The organism is Bradyrhizobium sp. 215_C5_N1_1, from assembly GCF_052075935.1.
GTDB classification, from domain to species: domain Bacteria; phylum Pseudomonadota; class Alphaproteobacteria; order Rhizobiales; family Xanthobacteraceae; genus Bradyrhizobium; species Bradyrhizobium barranii.
Map to the genome: position 1 here is coordinate 7,442,832 of NZ_CP197228.1, position 15,757 is coordinate 7,458,588.

Here is a 15,757-nt window from a genome sequence, read left to right on the forward strand (position 1 = left end):
GAGGCGTCATGACCGAGAAGCTCGACATCGACCACTTGCGGCAATGGATCGGCCGCAGCACCGAGGCCACCGACATCGTCACCGCGCAGCTCGTGAAGGGCCTGCGCGCGACCCTGTTCCAGGAGGTCGGCGAGCCCAAAGCGGGCGATGCCGCGCCGTTCACGGTGCATTGGTGCCTGGCGCAGCCGGTGTTTCCGATGTCGATGCTCGGCCCCGACGGCCATCCGACCCGCGGCGGCTTCCTGCCGCCGGTGCCGTTGCCGCGCCGGATGTGGGCCGGCGGCGAGATCGAATTCCTGCAGCCGCTGCGCGTCGGCGATGAATCGACGCGGACCTCGCGCATCGCCGACGTGCAGGTGAAATCGGGCACGACCGGCACGCTGTGCTTCGTCTCGGTCGAGCACAGCATCTCCTCGCCGCGGGGCATTGCCATCCGCGAGCGGCAGGACATCGTCTATCGCGAGATGACGAGCAGCGCGCCCGCCGGCGCCAAGGCCCCGCCCCCGCCGCCGAAGGCGCAGCACCGCGAGACGCATGTGTCCGATCCCGTGCTGCTGTTTCGTTATTCCGCGCTGACCTTCAACGGTCACCGCATCCATTACGACCGTGACTACGTCACCAAGGTCGAGGGCTATCCGGGCCTGATCTTCCATGGGCCGCTGCAGGCGTCGCTGATCGTGGAGATGGCGGCGAAGCTGCACGACGGCAAGGCACCGAAGAAATTCACCTATCGCGGCGTGCAGCCGCTGTTCGAGGGCACCGAGTTCTCCATCAACGCCAACGAGACCGAGGCGGGAATGGAGCTGTGGACCGCGAATGCGGAGGGACAGCCGACGATGAAGGGCGCGGCGGTGTGGTAGGCACCGCTATTAGACCCTCACCCTGAGGAGCGCGCCCCTTCGCGCGCGTCTCGAAGGGCGAGGCCACCAGCCGGGCCTTCATCCTTCGAGACGCGCGTTCCGCGCTCCTCAGGATGAGGAATTTACAGGGGACGGAAACCATGTCCAAGAACGGCAAGAGCGGCAGCAAGTCCGTCACCGTGAAGCAGGCGACGCTCGATCTGCTGCGCTCGCTGGGCATCGACAGGGTGTTCGGCAACCCCGGTTCGACCGAACTGCCGTTCCTGAGCGACTGGCCTGATGACATCGACTACGTGCTGGCGCTGCAGGAAGCCTCCGCCGTCGGCATGGCCGATGGTTACGCGCAGGCGACGCGCAATGCCGGCTTCGTCAATCTGCATTCGGCGGCCGGCGTCGGCAACGCGCTCGGCAATATCTACACCGCGCACCGCAACCAGACGCCGCTCGTGATCACCGCGGGCCAGCAGGCGCGCTCGATCCTGCCCTTGCAGGCGTTCCTCTATGCCGAGCGCGCCTCGGAATTCCCGCGGCCTTACGTCAAATACAGCGTCGAGCCGGCCCGGCCCGAGGACGTTCCGGCCGCGATCGCGCGGGCCTATTACACCGCGATGCAGCCGCCCTGCGGGCCGACCTTCGTGTCGATCCCGATCGACGACTGGGCGCATGCGACCGCACCGGTCGAGGCGCGCAAGGTCAGCCGCGAGATCGGGCCCGAGCCGGACGCGATGAAGGCGCTCGTCGCCGCGCTCGGCTCAGCAAAACACCCTGCCCTCGTGGTCGGCCCCGGCATCGACCGCGCCGGCGCGGTCGATTTGATGGTGCGCGTGGCCGAGAAAGCCAAGGCCAGCGTCTGGGTCAGCCCGTTCTCCGCGCGCTGCTCGTTCCCCGAGCGTCATCCGCAATTCGCGGGGTTCCTGCACGCCTCGCCGGCGCAGCTGTCCGATGCGCTGCGCGAGCACGATCTCGTCGTCGTCATCGGCGCGCCGGTGTTCACCTTCCATGTCGAAGGCCATGCCGCGATCTTCGATGGCGGCGCGACGATTTTTCAGATCACCGACGATCCGGACGCGGCGGCGGTGACGCCGGTCGGCACCAGCATCATCGCGACCATGAAGCCGGCGCTGAGCCTGCTGCTCGACTTGCTGCCGGAGAGCAAACGCGCGACGCCGAAAGGCCGCACGCTGCCGTCGGCGCCGCAGGCCGCCGACCCGCTGCCGGTCGAATTTTTGCTGCATTCGCTGTCGCAGGCGATGCCGGATGACGCGTCGCTGGTCGAGGAAGTGCCCTCGCACCGACCGGCGATGCAGAAGTTCATGCCGATGCGCGGCCAGGACAGTTTCTACACCATGGCGAGCGGTGGCCTCGGTTACTCCCTGCCCGCGGGGGTCGGCATGGCGCTCGGCAAGCCGAAGCAGCGGACGGTGTGCCTGATCGGCGACGGCTCGGCGATGTATTCGATCCAGGCGCTGTGGACCGCCGCGCAACGAAAACTGCCGCTGACCATCGTCGTCATCAACAATTCCGGCTACGGCGCGATGCGCTCGTTCAGCCAGGTGATGCAGGTGAGGAACGTGCCGGGGCTGGAGCTGCCGGGGATCGATTTCGTCAGGCTCGCCGAGGGCATGGGCTGCCATGCGGTGCGGGTGAGCAAGGCCGCGGAGCTGGGCGAGGCGCTCAAGCGCGGAATGGCGTTCGAGGGGACGAGCCTCGTCGAGGTCGTCGTGGATTCGGCGGTGCCGGTGCTGTACGGGCAGAAGCATTAGGGGGGCGCGTAGCCCGGATGGAGCGAAGCGAAATCCGGGAATCGTGGCACAAGCGAGTCGACCCGGATTACGCTGCGCTCCATCCGGGCTACGAACTACGACTACGACATCACGACGCCAAAAATCCCCCGTCCGCCGCGAGCACGTGGCCAACGACATACGACGACGCGTCGGACGACAGCCACACCACGGCCTCCGCCACTTCCTCCGGGCTCCCCATCCGCCGCAGCGGCAGGCCCGCACTGACGGTTGCGACATCGCCGACGCCGGCGCGCAGCATCATGTCGGTGACGACGCGGCCGGGCGCGATGGCGTTGATGCGGATGCCGCGCGGGGCGTTCTCCATCGCGGCCGAGCGTGTCAGCGAGATCGCCGCCGCCTTCGAGGCCGAGTAGAGCGAGAAGCCGGGATTGGGATTGCGCACGCCGCTGACGGAGGCGTTGACGACGATGCTGCCGCGGCCCTGCGCCAGCATCGCCGGCAGTTGATGGCGCAGGCACAGGAACAGCGCACGGACATTGGTGTCGAACACCGTGTCGTAGATCTCCGTGCCCTGCTCTTCCAGCGGCGCGCGGCGCTCCTGGAATCCGGCATTGTTGAAGGCGACATCGAGCCGGCCGCAGCGCTCGACCGCCGTGCGAACCAGCCGTTCGACGTCATCCTCTTGCGTGATGTCGGTTTGGATCGCGATCGCGTCAGCGCCGAGCTCCCGGCACGCTGCGGCGGTGTCCTTGATTTCGGCCTCCCGCCGTCCCGCGACAACAATCGCCTCCGCACCTTCCGAGGCCATCCGCAGCGCCGTGGCGCGGCCGATGCCGCTGCCGCCGCCCGTGACGAGGCAGACCTTGCCTCTCATCCGCATCCCGGCCGGCACAGTTCCGCTCATGGCTCACTCCAAAACGCTTGCGCGCGACGTTGCGCGCATATAGTTGTATGATACAACTATATGCCGGGAGTCAAGATGGCCGAGCTTGCGCTGATCGACGACATCCGCGCCGCCTCGCGATTGATGGTGCGGGAGCTCGGCTTCATGGATGCGACGGTGGCGGCCTCGGACTATCCGCCCTCGGCGGTGCACACCATTTTGGAGATCGGCATCCGCGGCCCGATGAACTCAGGCGACCTCGGCGATTTCCTGCGGCTGGAGAAATCCAGCGTCAGCCGCCTGGTGCGCAAGCTGGTCGATTGCGGCGAGCTGCGGGAGACGCCTGATGAAGCCGACGCGCGCAGCAAGCTCTTGTCGCTGACGGCGAAGGGCCGGCGCACGCTGGAGGCGCTGCACGCGTTCGGACGCCAGCAGGTGCGCGGCGCGCTGGCCGCGCTGACAGAGGCCGAGCAGCGCACGGTGCGCGAGGGCATGATGCTCTATGCCCGGGCGCTGCGGCAGAGCCGCATGGAGGATGAGGGGGAGTCGGCGGCGTAGCCGTATTCTCAGTGTCATCGCCCGCGAAGGCGGGCGATCCAGTATTCCAGAGACGGCTGTGATTCCTCGACAGGCCGCGGCGTACTGGATGCCCCGTTTCCGCGGGGAATGACAGCGGTGCGGGTGGCACCAGCCTACCCTACTTCCCGAACTCCTCCCGCATCTTGGCCTGGATCTTGGCCATGCCGCCGATCCAGCGGTCGTAATTCTCGGTCTTCTTGCGCATGTAACCGAGCACCTGGGGGTGCGGCAGGATCAGGAACGTCTCCTGCTCGAGGCCGGCGAGCACGTCTTTCGCGACCTGCTCCGGCGTGAGATCGCCGTCGCCGGATTGCGGGCCCTTCGGGATCGAGCGCAGCATGTTGGTGTCGACGCCCTGCGGGCAGAGGATCGACACCTTGATGTTGTGGGCCTTGTGCGAGATCGCGAGGTTTTCGGCAAAGCCGACCGCGGCGTGCTTGGTGGTGGAGTAAGCGGGGCTTCCGACCTGCGACAGCAGACCTGCCGCCGAAATCGTATTGAGAAAATATCCGCCGCCGCGCGCCTTCATGCGGGGAATGAGATACCGCGCCGCATAGACATGGGCCATGACATGGATCGCCCAGCTCCGCTGCCACGGCTCGTCGGAGGCGCCGCCGGCATTGACCGACATCGGATCGAAGCCGCCGCCGATGCCGGCATTGGAGCAGAACAATTCGATCGGGCCGAACTGCCGTTCGGTCTCCTCGATGACGTGGGCGATCTCTTTTTCCTGCGCGACGTCGCATCTGAAGGCCGCGCCATCCACCGTGGCGGCGACGGCTCTTGCATTGGCGGCGTCCATGTCCGCGACGACGACCTTGGCGGCACCCGCCTTGTGGAAGGCCTCGCACAGCGCCTTGCCGATGCCGTTTGCGCCGCCCGTGACGACCACGACCTTGCCGGTCACCTGCATGCGACGTCTCCTCTTTGTCTTGTAGCGCTTCTCTTTTCGGATAGCGCTTCGCTATCTTATACCGCTTCGCTTATTCCGCTTCGCGGATCTTGCTCAGCTCAACACGAGGTCGAGCACCGCGGTATAATGGCACGCCGCGCCGGCCAAGACAAAGCCGTGCCAGATCGCATTCTGGAAGCGCAGCCGCCGCCAGGCATGGAAGATCACGCCAAAGCTGTAGAGCAGGCCGCCCGCAAGGATGAAGCCCAGCACCAGCGCAGGCAGCGCCTTGACCACGGCGTCGTAGACCATCACGCCGCTCCAGCCCATCGCGAGATAGATTCCGACTGCGACGCGGTCGAACCGGCCGGGGTAGAGAAGTTTCAGCACGATACCCAGGATCGCGACGCACCAGACGCCACCGAGCAGCACCAGCGCGAACACACTGTCCCTCACCTCGAGGATGAACGGCGTATAGGTCGCCGCGATCAGCAGATAGATCGCGCAATGGTCGAATCGCCGCAGCAGCCATTTGGCCGGCGAGACCGGCCAGAGATTATAGGTCGCCGACAGCACCAGCATCGAGAGCAGGCCGGCGACATAGATCGAGACCCCGACGATGTTGGTGGCGTCGGCATAAACCGCCGTCAGCACCACCAGGACCGTGGCGGCGACGATGCCGCAGAACACGCCGATCGCGTGGATCACGCCGTCCGCGATCAATTCGGCACGGTCGTAGTTCCAGCCGATCGCGTCGGCCGCGGCGTGGACGGAGGTGGATGCAAGCTGTTTCAGCTGGAAGACGGTCATGGCAATCCGCAAGGCTAAGACAATGCCCTCTTGTAGGGTCTTTCGCGATCGGCGCATCGTTCAAACGGCTGATTTGCCGACAAAGGCGGTGGAAGTATGAAGCTTGATTTTCCCTACGCAATTGCCACTTTTGTGAACGGCTTCACTGTTCCGCCCGCCCCGAGATCAATCACGTTCATATGGCATTCAGTTTCCAGGATATGGTCGAAGAAGCGCGGCTGTCGGCCAGGGCGCTGATCGACTATGGTGAGCACTTCTTCAACCCGACGGTGCGTCTCGGGGTCACCGGCCTGTCACGGGCCGGTAAGACCGTATTCATTACCGCGCTGATCCACGGCCTCACCCGTGGTGGCCGCTTTCCGGTGTTCGAGGCCTATGCCTCGGGCCGGATCGCGCGGGCGCATCTGGCGCCGCAGCCGGACGACGCCGTGCCGCGCTTCGCCTATGAGAACCATTTGCGCGCGCTGCTCGAGGAGCGGCGCTGGCCGAACTCGACCGTCGACATCAGCGAACTCAGGCTCGTCATCGACTATCAGCGCCAGAACGGCGCCGATCGCACATTGACGCTCGACATCGTCGATTATCCCGGCGAGTGGTTGCTCGACCTGCCGCTGCTCCAGAAGAGCTATGAGCAATGGTCAGCCGAAAGCCTCGCGCTGTCGCGCGAGGCGCCGCGCGCGCATCTTGCGGGGGATTGGCACGCGCATCTCGCGACGCTCAAGCCCGAGGCGCGCGAGGACGAGCAGGCGACGCTGACGGCGGCAAAGCTCTTCACCGGCTATTTGCGCGCCTGCCGCGACGAGCGCTTCGCGATGAGCCTGCTGCCGCCCGGCCGCTTCCTGATGCCCGGCAATCTCGCCGACACGCCGGCGCTGACTTTTGCGCCGCTCGACGTGCCTGTGGGCGGCCAGGCACCGGACGGCTCGCTGTGGGCGATGATGGTCCGCCGCTTCGAGGCCTACAAGGACGTCGTGGTGCGGCCGTTCTTCCATGATCATTTTGCCCGGCTCGATCGCCAGATCGTACTGGCCGATGCGCTCGCGGCGTTCAACTCCGGCCCCGAAGCGCTGCACGATCTCGAAGCCGCGCTTGCCGGAATTCTCGACTGCTTCCGCATCGGCCGCAGCACGTTCCTCTCCAGCCTGTTCCGGCCGCGTATCGACCGCATCCTGTTCGCGGCGACCAAGGCGGACCATCTGCATCATTCCAGTCACGACCGGCTCGAGGCGGTGCTGCGCCGCGCCGTCACCCGCGCGGTGGTGCGCGCGGAAGATACCGGCGCGGAGATCGACGTGGTGGCGCTCGCCGCAGTTCGCGCCACGCGCGAGGCCCAGGTCGCGCATGGCCGCGACAAATTGCCGTCGATCCTGGGAACGCCAGCGGCCGGCGAAAGCGCCGGCGGCGAGTTCTTTGACGGCAACACGGAGGTTGCGACCTTTCCGGGTGACCTGCCGCAGGACCCCGAGCCGCTGTTCAACGGCACCGGCGCGTTCCGGGGCCTCGCGACCGAGGCCGCCGAGAAGAGCGATTTTCGCTTCCTGCGCTTCCGTCCGCCAAAGCTCGAACGCGAGGGCAATGACGAGCCGGCGCTGCCACACATCCGCCTCGACCGTGCCCTGCAGTTCCTGATCGGAGACAAGCTGTCATGAACGATCGATCCAAGCCGCGGCGGCCGGCGACGTTCCGGCTCGACGATCCCGGCGTCGTCGTCACCGAAGCCGACGAGACCAGCCGGCTCGGACGCGCCACGATCCAGATCACGCCGGAGCACGATCCGCAGGCATTGCCGGTGCCGATCGAGGCCGCGCTTCCGGCGCGGCGCGGCTTTCCCTGGGGCACGCTGTTCTGGTCCGGGCTCGGCGGGCTGACGCTGCTCGGCACCGGGCTCGGCGTGGTCCGTCTGATCGAGGATCTGTTTGCGCGCAGCGAAACGCTCGGCTTCGTCGGCCTCGCATTCGCCTTCGTCACCGCACTGGCGCTCGCGGTGGTGATCGGGCGCGAGGCCTTCGGGCTGGCGCGCCTTGCAACCATCGAGAAGCTGCATGCGCGCGCCGCCGCGGTCCTTGCCAGCGACGATCGCAAGGAGAGCCGCGTGATCGTGCAGGACCTGCTGAAGATCGCGCACCAGAACCCGCAGCTCGCCCGCGCGCGCGCCACGCTGGAAAGCCACACCGGCGATATCATCGACGGCGCCGACATGATCCGGCTTGCCGAGCGCGAACTGATGTCGCCGCTGGACGCGGAAGCGCGGCGGCTGGTGTCGTCGGCCGCACAAAAGGTCTCGATCGTGACCGCAGTTTCGCCGCGCGCGGCGATCGACGTATTGTTCGTGTTCGTGGCCGCGTTGCGCCTGATCCGTCAGCTCGCTTTTCTCTATGGCGGCCGCCCCGGCGCGCTCGGCATGATCCGCCTGCTCCGCCACGTGATCGCCCATCTCGCCATCACCGGCGGCATGGCCGCGAGCGACAGCCTGGTGCAGCAGATGCTGGGCCATGGGATTGCGGCAAAGCTGTCTCAGCGGCTTGGCGAAGGTGTGCTGAACGGATTGCTGACCGCGCGGCTGGGTCTGGCCGCGATCGACGTGACGCGGCCGCTGCCGTTCGCGGCGCTGCCGCCGCCAAAACTGTCGGACCTCGCGACGGATCTGCTGCGGAAGAAGGACGAGGAGTAGCGGCGCTATCCGCGCCATCGTTCGCGCCATTCGCCGGACCGACCCATGGCGCGCCGTCTGAAAGAGCGAAGCTTAAGCTCGCGGTTCATCGGGAAAGTCGAAGCTGACAATGATAAACCCGACCGCACCAAACACCAACAGCGCCAGGAACAGTGCCGCAACAGCAAAGGACCACACGAAAGGCTCCGAGCAGCTGATGCCACCCAATCGAGCCAACGAGCGGAATATCATCCCTCGCCGGCTGATCTGAGGCAGACCCGGACGGGGTTAAAGGGCAATTGTCCGGTAAAATGACGTTGCTCAGTCAAGCCGCACCTCGCAAGCGAACTATCGAGTTAGCCCTTTCGAGTATTGGAGGATTATGTGCCGCAGTTAATGGCAACTGAGCACAAGGAAGCGGCAATTCAAGTCGCCGCTTTCAAGTCAGCCTCTGGCCGCCCCATCCACGGCGCATCAGCCCGTTAAGAAACTGGTTACCAGTCAATGTCACCATTTGCATATTAGGCCGCCATATGCGGCGCGCATTCTGAGAACGGCTCAATATTTCGACACGCCCGGTTGGCGGTCTCTTTCAGGAGAGGCCCAATGTTTAAGGGCTTAATGGCAGCGCTTGTGGCGCTGATCAGCACACTGCAACTGGATCGATACCTGACCAACGGCCGGTACACCGACGCGGCCATGGATATGCTGCGGCATATCAGGCGCGCGTTTGGATTTTGAGGTGCACTGGACGATTTGAGGCCGGTGATGAAGGGCATCCCATGGACTGATCTCGACGCGGAGGAGCAACGCGCCATTGCGATATTGGGCGCCGGGCTCTCCATCGAGCTGTGCGACCCCGTCGCTCTGCCAAGATTGAGGCGGCTCGGGCTGATCGCAGGGTCTCGTTTGACCGCTGCTGCGCACGAGTTGCGGAGGCGCGTTGTTCTGGAAGAACTCAGTGCGCGGGATTGAGCCGCGTAACCAATTGGCACGCTCGATCCTCGGCTGGTCGGGAGTGCCTTGCCGGGGCTAACAAGGCGTGGGGAGTTTGATGGTGGCAGGTGCAATTGAGCTGATCGTGGAGGGCTACGTTTCCCTCAGGGACCAAGCAGCTCTTGATGAGCTTCGAACACAGCGTCGCAAACTTATCGCAGATCTCGATGCATGTACCGGGATCGACTGCAGGAGTACGATCCGGCAGATCGAGGAAGACATCGTCGTGATTGAGGCCGGGCTGGCGCGGTTGCCGGCCTAGTCGGCCGGATGTTCAGAGATTGCCCGGTGTCGTATCGACAACGGTGCACTCGGTGTGGATCAGGTCCTTCTTGGTCACCCGCACGCTGCCAAGATAATAACCTCGCTCCTGGACGGCTGCCCTGATCTCGTCGCTGACCTTGAGAACTCTCGCTCTGCTCTTGCGCCATTTGTTGGAAGAGTAGAGCGCGGGCATCGGAGAGCCGTTGCTGACGACGAGGAAGTCCCGCTTGCCATTGCGATAGACATCAAACATGTCCTATCCCCGTAGATAATATCAATAAGAGAAAATATGCTTCGTCACGATAGCTCCAGCTTAGTGGCTTAAATGCCTGAGCGGGTGGTAATCTGGGATGGCGGCCTGTGAATGTCGGGAAAAATGCTGGTTGCAGCTAAGCGATCAGCTCAGATTTCTGTTTGTATGTTGTTCTCATGCCACGCCAGGCCGCTTCAACGCGTGGCCTCGTTTGCATTTGGGCCCCCACAAGGGGAGAAGGGAAGAAGGGTGCCTCGTTAGGCGAGCGTACGTTTCTCGAATTCCCCCGCCAGCACCCGCCATTGAAACAGCGGCGAATCCGTTGGCGGCGAGAGTTCCGGCGTCCAGCCGGTGAGCTTCTCAATCACGTAGGTATCCGTCAGAACGCCGCGCCACCGACGTTCGACCTGGCCGAGCTGCTCGCGCTTCGCAGGGATCGATCCCCACACCGGTGCGCGATTGTCCGGCTCTCGCCCGACATAGATGCCCGCATGCCCGCTGATCCGATCCATGCCGGGATCGCGAAAATCCTGGAAGCGGCCGCGTTCGTTGATCTCGACGACGGGCACGCGGCCCCTGAACAGCCAGCGCATCATCGCGTAGGTGCGATAGTCCGTGGTCGCGATCCAGGTCGCGCCGGTCTCGTCGAGCGCAGCCTGCGCACGCGCCGCGATCTGCTCGTAGCCGGCTTCGGCGCCGATCGGATCGATCTTGCCGAGTAGGTTCCAGGGCGCGGCGACGTAGTACAGGAATACGATGACGACGAAGGCGATCCCGGTGACGACCGCCGTGTTGAGCCAGAAGATACTCGAGCGGATCATCCGCGCCGACCAGTGCTCGTGCGACAGCATGACGAGGTTGACCGCAGCGGCGGCAAAGCCGACCGGCCACATGAACATCGGCCAGGTGTCGCCGACCCTGAGCGTCGTTGACTTGAAGAAGAAATAGAGGAACGGCACCAGCACCGCGGTCGACAGCAGGATCGCGACCGGCTCGCGCGTGCGATAGCCGCGCCACGCCGTCATCACGAGGCCTGACAGCACGACCGGCAGCATGACGAAGCCGACCAGCCCGAATTGCAGGCCGATGTAGTCGCCGATGGTGCGCAGCGAGATGCCGTAATTGGCAGTGGCCCGCACGCCCTGGAAACGGAACGAGGCCCAGTCGTGCTGCGCGTTCCAGATCAGCACCGGGGAGAACACGGCGATCGCGATCAGCACCGCGAGATAGGGGTAAGGACTGCGCAGCCAGCGCCAGCGCCAATCCGGCACCAGCAGAAACGCGGCGACCGCCGGCGCGAACATGATCGCGGTGAATTTCGACAGCATCGACAGCCCGGCGAACAGGCCCGCCGCCAGCCACCAGCGTCCGTCGCCGCCCTGCGCGAGCCGCACCAGGGCCCACATCATCGCCACCGCGAACGGGATCATGGCAACGTCCGGCGCGACCTTGGCCATCAGCAGGCCGTAATAGAGCGCAGCCTCCGGCATCAGCACCGCGAACATGATGGCGCGCGCATCATGAGTGAGGCGGCGGACCATGTCGGCGAGCAGCAGCTGCGTCACCAGCATCGCGACGATGCCGCCGAAGCGGACGCCGAGCACGGTGTCGCCGAAGATCGCGGTGCCAAAACGGATGAACCAGGCGATCATGGGGGGATGATCGAGGAAGCTGAGCGCTGCCTCCTTCGACCAGGTCCAGTAATAGGCCTCGTCGGTGCGCAGCTCGATCGCGGAGGCGTAGACGATCCGCAGCAGCGTCATCGCGGCAATGACGAGCACGGCCATAACGAGGGGTCGGCGCGCGGCGCCGGCTGGGGACACGGTCATATCAGGGGCTGTCGTCACGGCCGCGCTTTTCGCCAACCTGGGAGGGGGAGTCAATGCAGGGGGTGGTGCCGCAAACACCGGTGTCGTCCCGGGGCGCGACGAAGTCGCGAGCCCGGGACCCATAGCCACAGGGAGGAGTCGTGGCGCGAACTGGTAACCACGAGTCTTCGTCAAATCCGATCCTGTGGCTATGGATCCCGGATCGGCGCGCCGCTTGTCCGGGACGACAGCGGTGGGTGTGGCGCGCGCCTTTGCCCACCCTACGGTTCGGTAACCTTGCCGCGCATGTGATCAGGCCAGCTGTCCGCCCCTGGAATTAAACGCTACGCTGGCTGTTCTCCTTCATGAACTGATACAAACTGAATCATGGCCACTGCATCCTCACGATTGTCCGAACTGTCCCGCGCGACCAGCATGCGGCAGGTTCGGCTGGTCTGCGGCGTCATCCTGTTCTCCTACGTGGTGAGCCATTTCCTCAACCATGCGCTCGGCAACATCTCGGTCGATGCCATGGAGATCGGGGTCTACTATCACACGGCGTTCTGGCGGTTCCTCCCCATCGCGATCGTGTTCTATACGGCCGCGCTCACGCATATGGGGCTCGGCATCTACGCGCTCTATCAACGCCGCCAGTTCCGCTGGCGGACGATCGAGCCGCTCCAGCTCGTGCTTGGCTTGAGCATCCCCGCCCTCGTCATGGCCCATGTGATCGGCGTCCGGCTCGGCTACACGCTGTACGGGCACCAGAAACTCTATCCGCAGGAACTCTATCTGTTCTTCGTCACCTCGAACCGCATCTGGACCATGACGATCCTGCTGATCATCGCCTGGGTCCATGGCTGCATCGGCATCTATTTCTGGCTGCGCCTGAAACCGTTCTTCGCGCGCGCCGCGCCTTATCTGCTCGCCGCCGCCGTGCTGATCCCGACGCTGTCGCTGCTCGGCGTCTACCAGGGCGGACGCAGTGTCCAGATCGAGGTCGACGACGGCGAATGGCGCACGCACAATCTCACCCGCCGCCAGCTCGGCTCGACCGCGGAAGCCGCGACGCTCGACCGCATCACCGGCGGCCTCACCATCGGCTATGTCGGCCTGCTCGGACTGGCGCTGGCGGCACGCGGCGTGCGCGCCTTGCGCGAGCGGCGCCGCGGCATGATCGCGCTGTCCTACGGCAACGGCAAGACGGTGCGCGTGCCGAAGGGTCTCTCCGTGCTGGAGGCGAGCCTGCGCCACAATGTGCCGCATGCCAGCGTCTGCGGCGGCCGCGCCCGCTGCTCGACCTGCCGCATCCGCATCATCGGCGATCATGCCGCCCTGCCCGTGCCGTCGCAGCGCGAGGCCTTCGTGCTCGCGCGCGTCGGCACCGCCGATCCCTCGATCCGGCTTGCCTGCCAGCTGCGGCCGGACTCCGACCTCTCCTTCTTCCAGCTCTTCACGCCCCACACGCATTCGGCGGACGGACAGGCCTCGACATCAGCCAGAATCGGCCAGGAGCGCTACCTCGTCAGCCTGTTCGTGGACATGCGCGGTTCGACGCAGCTTGCCGAGAAGCGGCTGCCATTCGACACCGTTTTCATCGTCAACCGCTTCCTCGGCGCCGTCTCGCGGGCCGTGATCGAGAATGGCGGCCAGCCGAACCAGTTCGTCGGCGACGGCATGCTGGCGCTGTTCGGGCTGTCAGCCGATCCGGAGACCGCCTGCCGACAAGCGCTGAAGGCTGCCGCCGGCATCGCCACGCATATCGACGAGCTCAACGAGCTCCTGAGCCACGATCTCCGCCAGCCGATCCGCTTCGGCATTGGCATTCACGGCGGCGAGGTGATCATCGGCGATATCGGCTATCGCGATCACATCGTCTTCACCGCGCTCGGCGATGCCGTCAATGTCGCGGCCCGCCTCCAGGACATGACCAAGACGCTGGCCTGCGAAGCGATCGTCTCGGAGGAGGTCCGCCGCACCGCGGGCCTTGCCGACGATGCGCTGCCGCAGCAGGAGGTCGCGATCCGCGGCCGCGACGAGCCCCTGGCCGTGCGCGTCGTTGCGGACACGAGGCAGCTGTCGGCGCTGGTTGACCGAAGCGAGCGCGTCGCGGCCTGATTCTTCACCTCTCCCCGCAAGCGGGGAGAGGTCGGAATGCGCGCGCAGCGCGGATTCCGGGTGAGGGGGAGCCTCCGCGAATCCAACTCTCACCTCGCTCGCGGAGACTCCCCCTCACCCCAACCCTCTCCCCGCAGGCGGGGCGAGGGAGTGCACTGTCACTGCGGCTACAGCTCGGCAATCTCGTTACGAACGTAACACCGGCTTGCTGCAACGCAGCGACATGGGCCTGCTGCGAAAGCACGAATTGACTTCATCTCGATCGTTGCGACAGATGAGCGCGGGATCGCGGTGATGACTGCGGTCCAACGAAAAGCTCCGGGAGGAGACGAGAATGTTCGATCGACGCGACCTGCTCAAAGGAGCGGGCCTTGCCGCTATGGCGGCCACACTGAATTCCACCAGGGCGCTGGCACTCGACACCGTCACGCTTCCCTTCGCCAATGGCGAGCGGCCGCTGGTGAAATATCCGCAGAAGCGGCCGATGATCGGCCTGACCAGCCGGCCGCCGCAGCTCGAGACGCCGTTCGCGATCTTCAACGACGGTCCGATCACGCCGAATAACGCGTTCTTCGTGCGCTATCACCTCTCGGACCTGCCTTACAATCTCGATCCCGACAAGTTCACGCTCGAGGTCAAGGGCAAGGTCGACAAGCCGCTCAAGCTGTCGCTCAAGGACATCAGGAAAATGAAGGCGACCGAGATCGTCGCCGTCAATCAGTGCTCCGGCAACAGCCGCGGCTTCTCCGAGCCGCGTGTCGCCGGTGGCCAGCTCGCCAATGGCGCCATGGGCAATGCGCGCTGGCGCGGCGTGCCGCTGAAGGCCGTGCTGGAGATGGCGGGCGTGCAGAGCGGCGCCAAGCAGGTCACCTTCAACGGCATGGACGGCCCCGTCAGCGACAAGACGCCCGATTTCGTCAAGGCGCTCGATCTCGAGCACGCCACCGACGGCGAGGTGATGCTGGCCTATGGCATGAACGGCGAGGACCTGCCGTTCCTCAACGGCTTTCCGCTGCGCCTGATCGTGCCCGGCTATTACGGCACCTACTGGGTCAAGCACCTCAACGAGATCACCGTCATCGACAATGTCTATGACGGCTTCTGGATGAAGTCGGCCTATCGCATTCCGGACACGCCGAACAATGCGGTCGAACCGGGCACCGCGCCGAAGGCGACGATCCCGATCAACCGCTTCACCATCCGATCCTTCATCACCAGCGTTCCCGATGGCGCCAAGCTGAAGGCCGGCGGCACGACGCTGCGCGGCATCGCCTTCGACGGCGGCAAGGGCATCAAGGACGTCCAGGTTTCCACCGACGGCGGAAAGACCTGGGTCAGCGCCAAGCTCGGCAAGGATCTCGGCAAATACTCATTCCGTGAATGGAAGCTGCCGGTGAAGCTCGCGGCGGGCGCCCACGAGCTCAAGGTGCGCGCCACCGGCAATGGCGGCGAGACCCAGCCGGATGCGCCACGCTGGAACCCGGCGGGTTATCTACGCAACGTCGTCGAAACCGTCCGCGTCACCGTGGCCTGAGGGAGAATGATCATGCAGCGCACCGTTCTCCTCGCCATCTCACTCGCCGTCGCCGCAATGGTCGGTTCGGCCCTTGCAGCGCCGCTCAACTACAAGACGCCCGACGAGGTCGCCGCCTTCAAGCCGGGCCCCAATCTCGAGGTCGTGCAGGGCAATTGCAGCGCCTGCCACTCGGCCGATTACGTCAACACGCAGCCGCCGATGAAGGACAAGAAAGGTTTTTGGCAGGCCGAGGTGACCAAGATGATCAAGGTCTATGGCGCCCCGATCGACGATGCCGATGTCGGCAAGATCGTCGATTATCTGGCCGCGACTTATTGACGGATGGCGCGCGGCGTGCCGATCAATTGACCGCGAAACGGGCA

15 protein-coding genes are annotated in these 15,757 nt (G+C 65.2%); 10 read left to right on the plus strand and 5 right to left on the minus strand.

Features of this window, described 5'->3' with window-relative positions:
* Nucleotides 1-8: 8 nt before the first annotated feature.
* Together AB7G19_RS35595 and mdlC are read left to right on the plus strand one after the other, a co-directional pair.
* Nucleotides 9-860: an FAS1-like dehydratase domain-containing protein gene (locus AB7G19_RS35595; RefSeq protein WP_085399831.1), complete on the plus strand. Its 852-nt coding sequence runs from the start codon at nt 9-11 to the stop codon at nt 858-860.
* A gap of 140 nt (nt 861-1,000) precedes the next feature.
* A complete protein-coding gene (mdlC, locus tag AB7G19_RS35600; protein WP_085399830.1) occupies nt 1,001-2,623 on the plus strand; it encodes a benzoylformate decarboxylase in 1,623 nt (540 codons plus the stop codon).
* 109 nt (nt 2,624-2,732) lie between these two features.
* Here the strand turns inward: mdlC and AB7G19_RS35605 are convergent, their stop codons facing one another.
* The gene (locus tag AB7G19_RS35605) at nt 2,733-3,509 is read right to left on the minus strand and encodes an SDR family NAD(P)-dependent oxidoreductase (protein WP_063985429.1); all 777 of its coding nucleotides are present in this window, start codon (nt 3,507-3,509) and stop codon (nt 2,733-2,735) included.
* A gap of 75 nt (nt 3,510-3,584) precedes the next feature.
* Between AB7G19_RS35605 and AB7G19_RS35610 the strand changes: the two genes are divergently transcribed.
* A complete protein-coding gene (locus AB7G19_RS35610; protein ID WP_085399839.1) occupies nt 3,585-4,046 on the plus strand; it encodes a MarR family winged helix-turn-helix transcriptional regulator in 462 nt (153 codons plus the stop codon).
* Nucleotides 4,047-4,185: 139 nt separating this feature from the next.
* On the opposite strand, the gene AB7G19_RS35615 is transcribed toward AB7G19_RS35610, so the two are convergent.
* Nucleotides 4,186-4,980 (minus strand): SDR family oxidoreductase, encoded by a 795-nt coding sequence (locus AB7G19_RS35615; protein WP_085399829.1) that lies wholly within the window; start codon nt 4,978-4,980, stop codon nt 4,186-4,188.
* Nucleotides 4,981-5,073: 93 nt separating this feature from the next.
* On the minus strand, nt 5,074-5,769 hold the full coding sequence (trhA, locus tag AB7G19_RS35620) for a PAQR family membrane homeostasis protein TrhA (protein WP_028151267.1): 696 nt from the start codon (nt 5,767-5,769) through the stop codon (nt 5,074-5,076).
* Between the two features lie 179 nt (nt 5,770-5,948).
* On the opposite strand from trhA, the gene AB7G19_RS35625 reads away from it, so the two are divergent.
* The 4 genes from AB7G19_RS35625 (at nt 5,949) to AB7G19_RS35640 (ending at nt 9,677) form a co-directional block, all read left to right on the plus strand.
* Complete coding sequence (locus tag AB7G19_RS35625) at nt 5,949-7,418, plus strand: YcjX family protein (protein WP_085399828.1); 1,470 nt, start codon at nt 5,949-5,951, stop codon at nt 7,416-7,418.
* Nucleotides 7,415-8,440 (plus strand): YcjF family protein, encoded by a 1,026-nt coding sequence (locus AB7G19_RS35630; RefSeq protein WP_085399827.1) that lies wholly within the window; start codon nt 7,415-7,417, stop codon nt 8,438-8,440. Before AB7G19_RS35625 ends, AB7G19_RS35630 begins: the two co-directional genes overlap by 4 nt.
* A gap of 585 nt (nt 8,441-9,025) precedes the next feature.
* Nucleotides 9,026-9,160 (plus strand): hypothetical protein, encoded by a 135-nt coding sequence (locus AB7G19_RS35635; protein WP_275552114.1) that lies wholly within the window; start codon nt 9,026-9,028, stop codon nt 9,158-9,160.
* A 316-nt stretch (nt 9,161-9,476) separates the two neighbouring features.
* The gene (locus AB7G19_RS35640; protein ID WP_167768100.1) at nt 9,477-9,677 is read left to right on the plus strand and encodes a hypothetical protein; all 201 of its coding nucleotides are present in this window, start codon (nt 9,477-9,479) and stop codon (nt 9,675-9,677) included.
* Between the two features lie 12 nt (nt 9,678-9,689).
* On the opposite strand, the gene AB7G19_RS35645 is transcribed toward AB7G19_RS35640, so the two are convergent.
* Both AB7G19_RS35645 and AB7G19_RS35650 read right to left on the minus strand, forming a co-directional pair.
* Nucleotides 9,690-9,932 carry a hypothetical protein gene (locus tag AB7G19_RS35645; RefSeq protein ID WP_085399824.1) on the minus strand — a complete coding sequence of 81 codons (243 nt, stop codon included), beginning with the start codon at nt 9,930-9,932 and terminating at the stop codon, nt 9,690-9,692.
* A 257-nt stretch (nt 9,933-10,189) separates the two neighbouring features.
* The gene (locus AB7G19_RS35650; RefSeq protein WP_085399823.1) at nt 10,190-11,719 is read right to left on the minus strand and encodes a glycosyltransferase family 39 protein; all 1,530 of its coding nucleotides are present in this window, start codon (nt 11,717-11,719) and stop codon (nt 10,190-10,192) included.
* 408 nt (nt 11,720-12,127) lie between these two features.
* On the opposite strand from AB7G19_RS35650, the gene AB7G19_RS35655 reads away from it, so the two are divergent.
* The 3 genes from AB7G19_RS35655 (at nt 12,128) to sorB (ending at nt 15,713) form a co-directional block, all read left to right on the plus strand.
* Nucleotides 12,128-13,858 (plus strand): adenylate/guanylate cyclase domain-containing protein, encoded by a 1,731-nt coding sequence (locus AB7G19_RS35655; RefSeq protein WP_135215202.1) that lies wholly within the window; start codon nt 12,128-12,130, stop codon nt 13,856-13,858.
* Between the two features lie 334 nt (nt 13,859-14,192).
* Complete coding sequence (gene sorA / locus AB7G19_RS35660; protein ID WP_085399821.1) at nt 14,193-15,392, plus strand: SorA family sulfite dehydrogenase catalytic subunit; 1,200 nt, start codon at nt 14,193-14,195, stop codon at nt 15,390-15,392.
* Between the two features lie 12 nt (nt 15,393-15,404).
* On the plus strand, nt 15,405-15,713 hold the full coding sequence (gene sorB / locus AB7G19_RS35665) for a SorB family sulfite dehydrogenase c-type cytochrome subunit (RefSeq protein WP_071917135.1): 309 nt from the start codon (nt 15,405-15,407) through the stop codon (nt 15,711-15,713).
* Nucleotides 15,714-15,757 lie beyond the last annotated feature (44 nt).

Excerpts from the sequence above, each read along its gene's own strand:
- AB7G19_RS35595 (WP_085399831.1), top strand. The coding sequence starts at position 9 with ATGACCGAGAAGCTCGACATCGACCACTTGCGGCAATGGATCGGCCGC.
- mdlC (WP_085399830.1), top strand. The coding sequence starts at position 1,001 with ATGTCCAAGAACGGCAAGAGCGGCAGCAAGTCCGTCACCGTGAAGCAG.
- AB7G19_RS35605 (WP_063985429.1), bottom strand. The coding sequence starts at position 3,509 with ATGAGCGGAACTGTGCCGGCCGGGATGCGGATGAGAGGCAAGGTCTGC.
- AB7G19_RS35610 (WP_085399839.1), top strand. The coding sequence starts at position 3,585 with ATGGCCGAGCTTGCGCTGATCGACGACATCCGCGCCGCCTCGCGATTG.
- AB7G19_RS35615 (WP_085399829.1), bottom strand. The coding sequence starts at position 4,980 with ATGCAGGTGACCGGCAAGGTCGTGGTCGTCACGGGCGGCGCAAACGGC.
- trhA (WP_028151267.1), bottom strand. The coding sequence starts at position 5,769 with ATGACCGTCTTCCAGCTGAAACAGCTTGCATCCACCTCCGTCCACGCC.
- AB7G19_RS35625 (WP_085399828.1), top strand. The coding sequence starts at position 5,949 with ATGGCATTCAGTTTCCAGGATATGGTCGAAGAAGCGCGGCTGTCGGCC.
- AB7G19_RS35630 (WP_085399827.1), top strand. The coding sequence starts at position 7,415 with ATGAACGATCGATCCAAGCCGCGGCGGCCGGCGACGTTCCGGCTCGAC.
- AB7G19_RS35635 (WP_275552114.1), top strand. The coding sequence starts at position 9,026 with ATGTTTAAGGGCTTAATGGCAGCGCTTGTGGCGCTGATCAGCACACTG.
- AB7G19_RS35645 (WP_085399824.1), bottom strand. The coding sequence starts at position 9,932 with ATGTTTGATGTCTATCGCAATGGCAAGCGGGACTTCCTCGTCGTCAGC.
- AB7G19_RS35650 (WP_085399823.1), bottom strand. The coding sequence starts at position 11,719 with ATGGCCGTGCTCGTCATTGCCGCGATGACGCTGCTGCGGATCGTCTAC.
- AB7G19_RS35655 (WP_135215202.1), top strand. The coding sequence starts at position 12,128 with ATGGCCACTGCATCCTCACGATTGTCCGAACTGTCCCGCGCGACCAGC.
- sorA (WP_085399821.1), top strand. The coding sequence starts at position 14,193 with ATGTTCGATCGACGCGACCTGCTCAAAGGAGCGGGCCTTGCCGCTATG.
- sorB (WP_071917135.1), top strand. The coding sequence starts at position 15,405 with ATGCAGCGCACCGTTCTCCTCGCCATCTCACTCGCCGTCGCCGCAATG.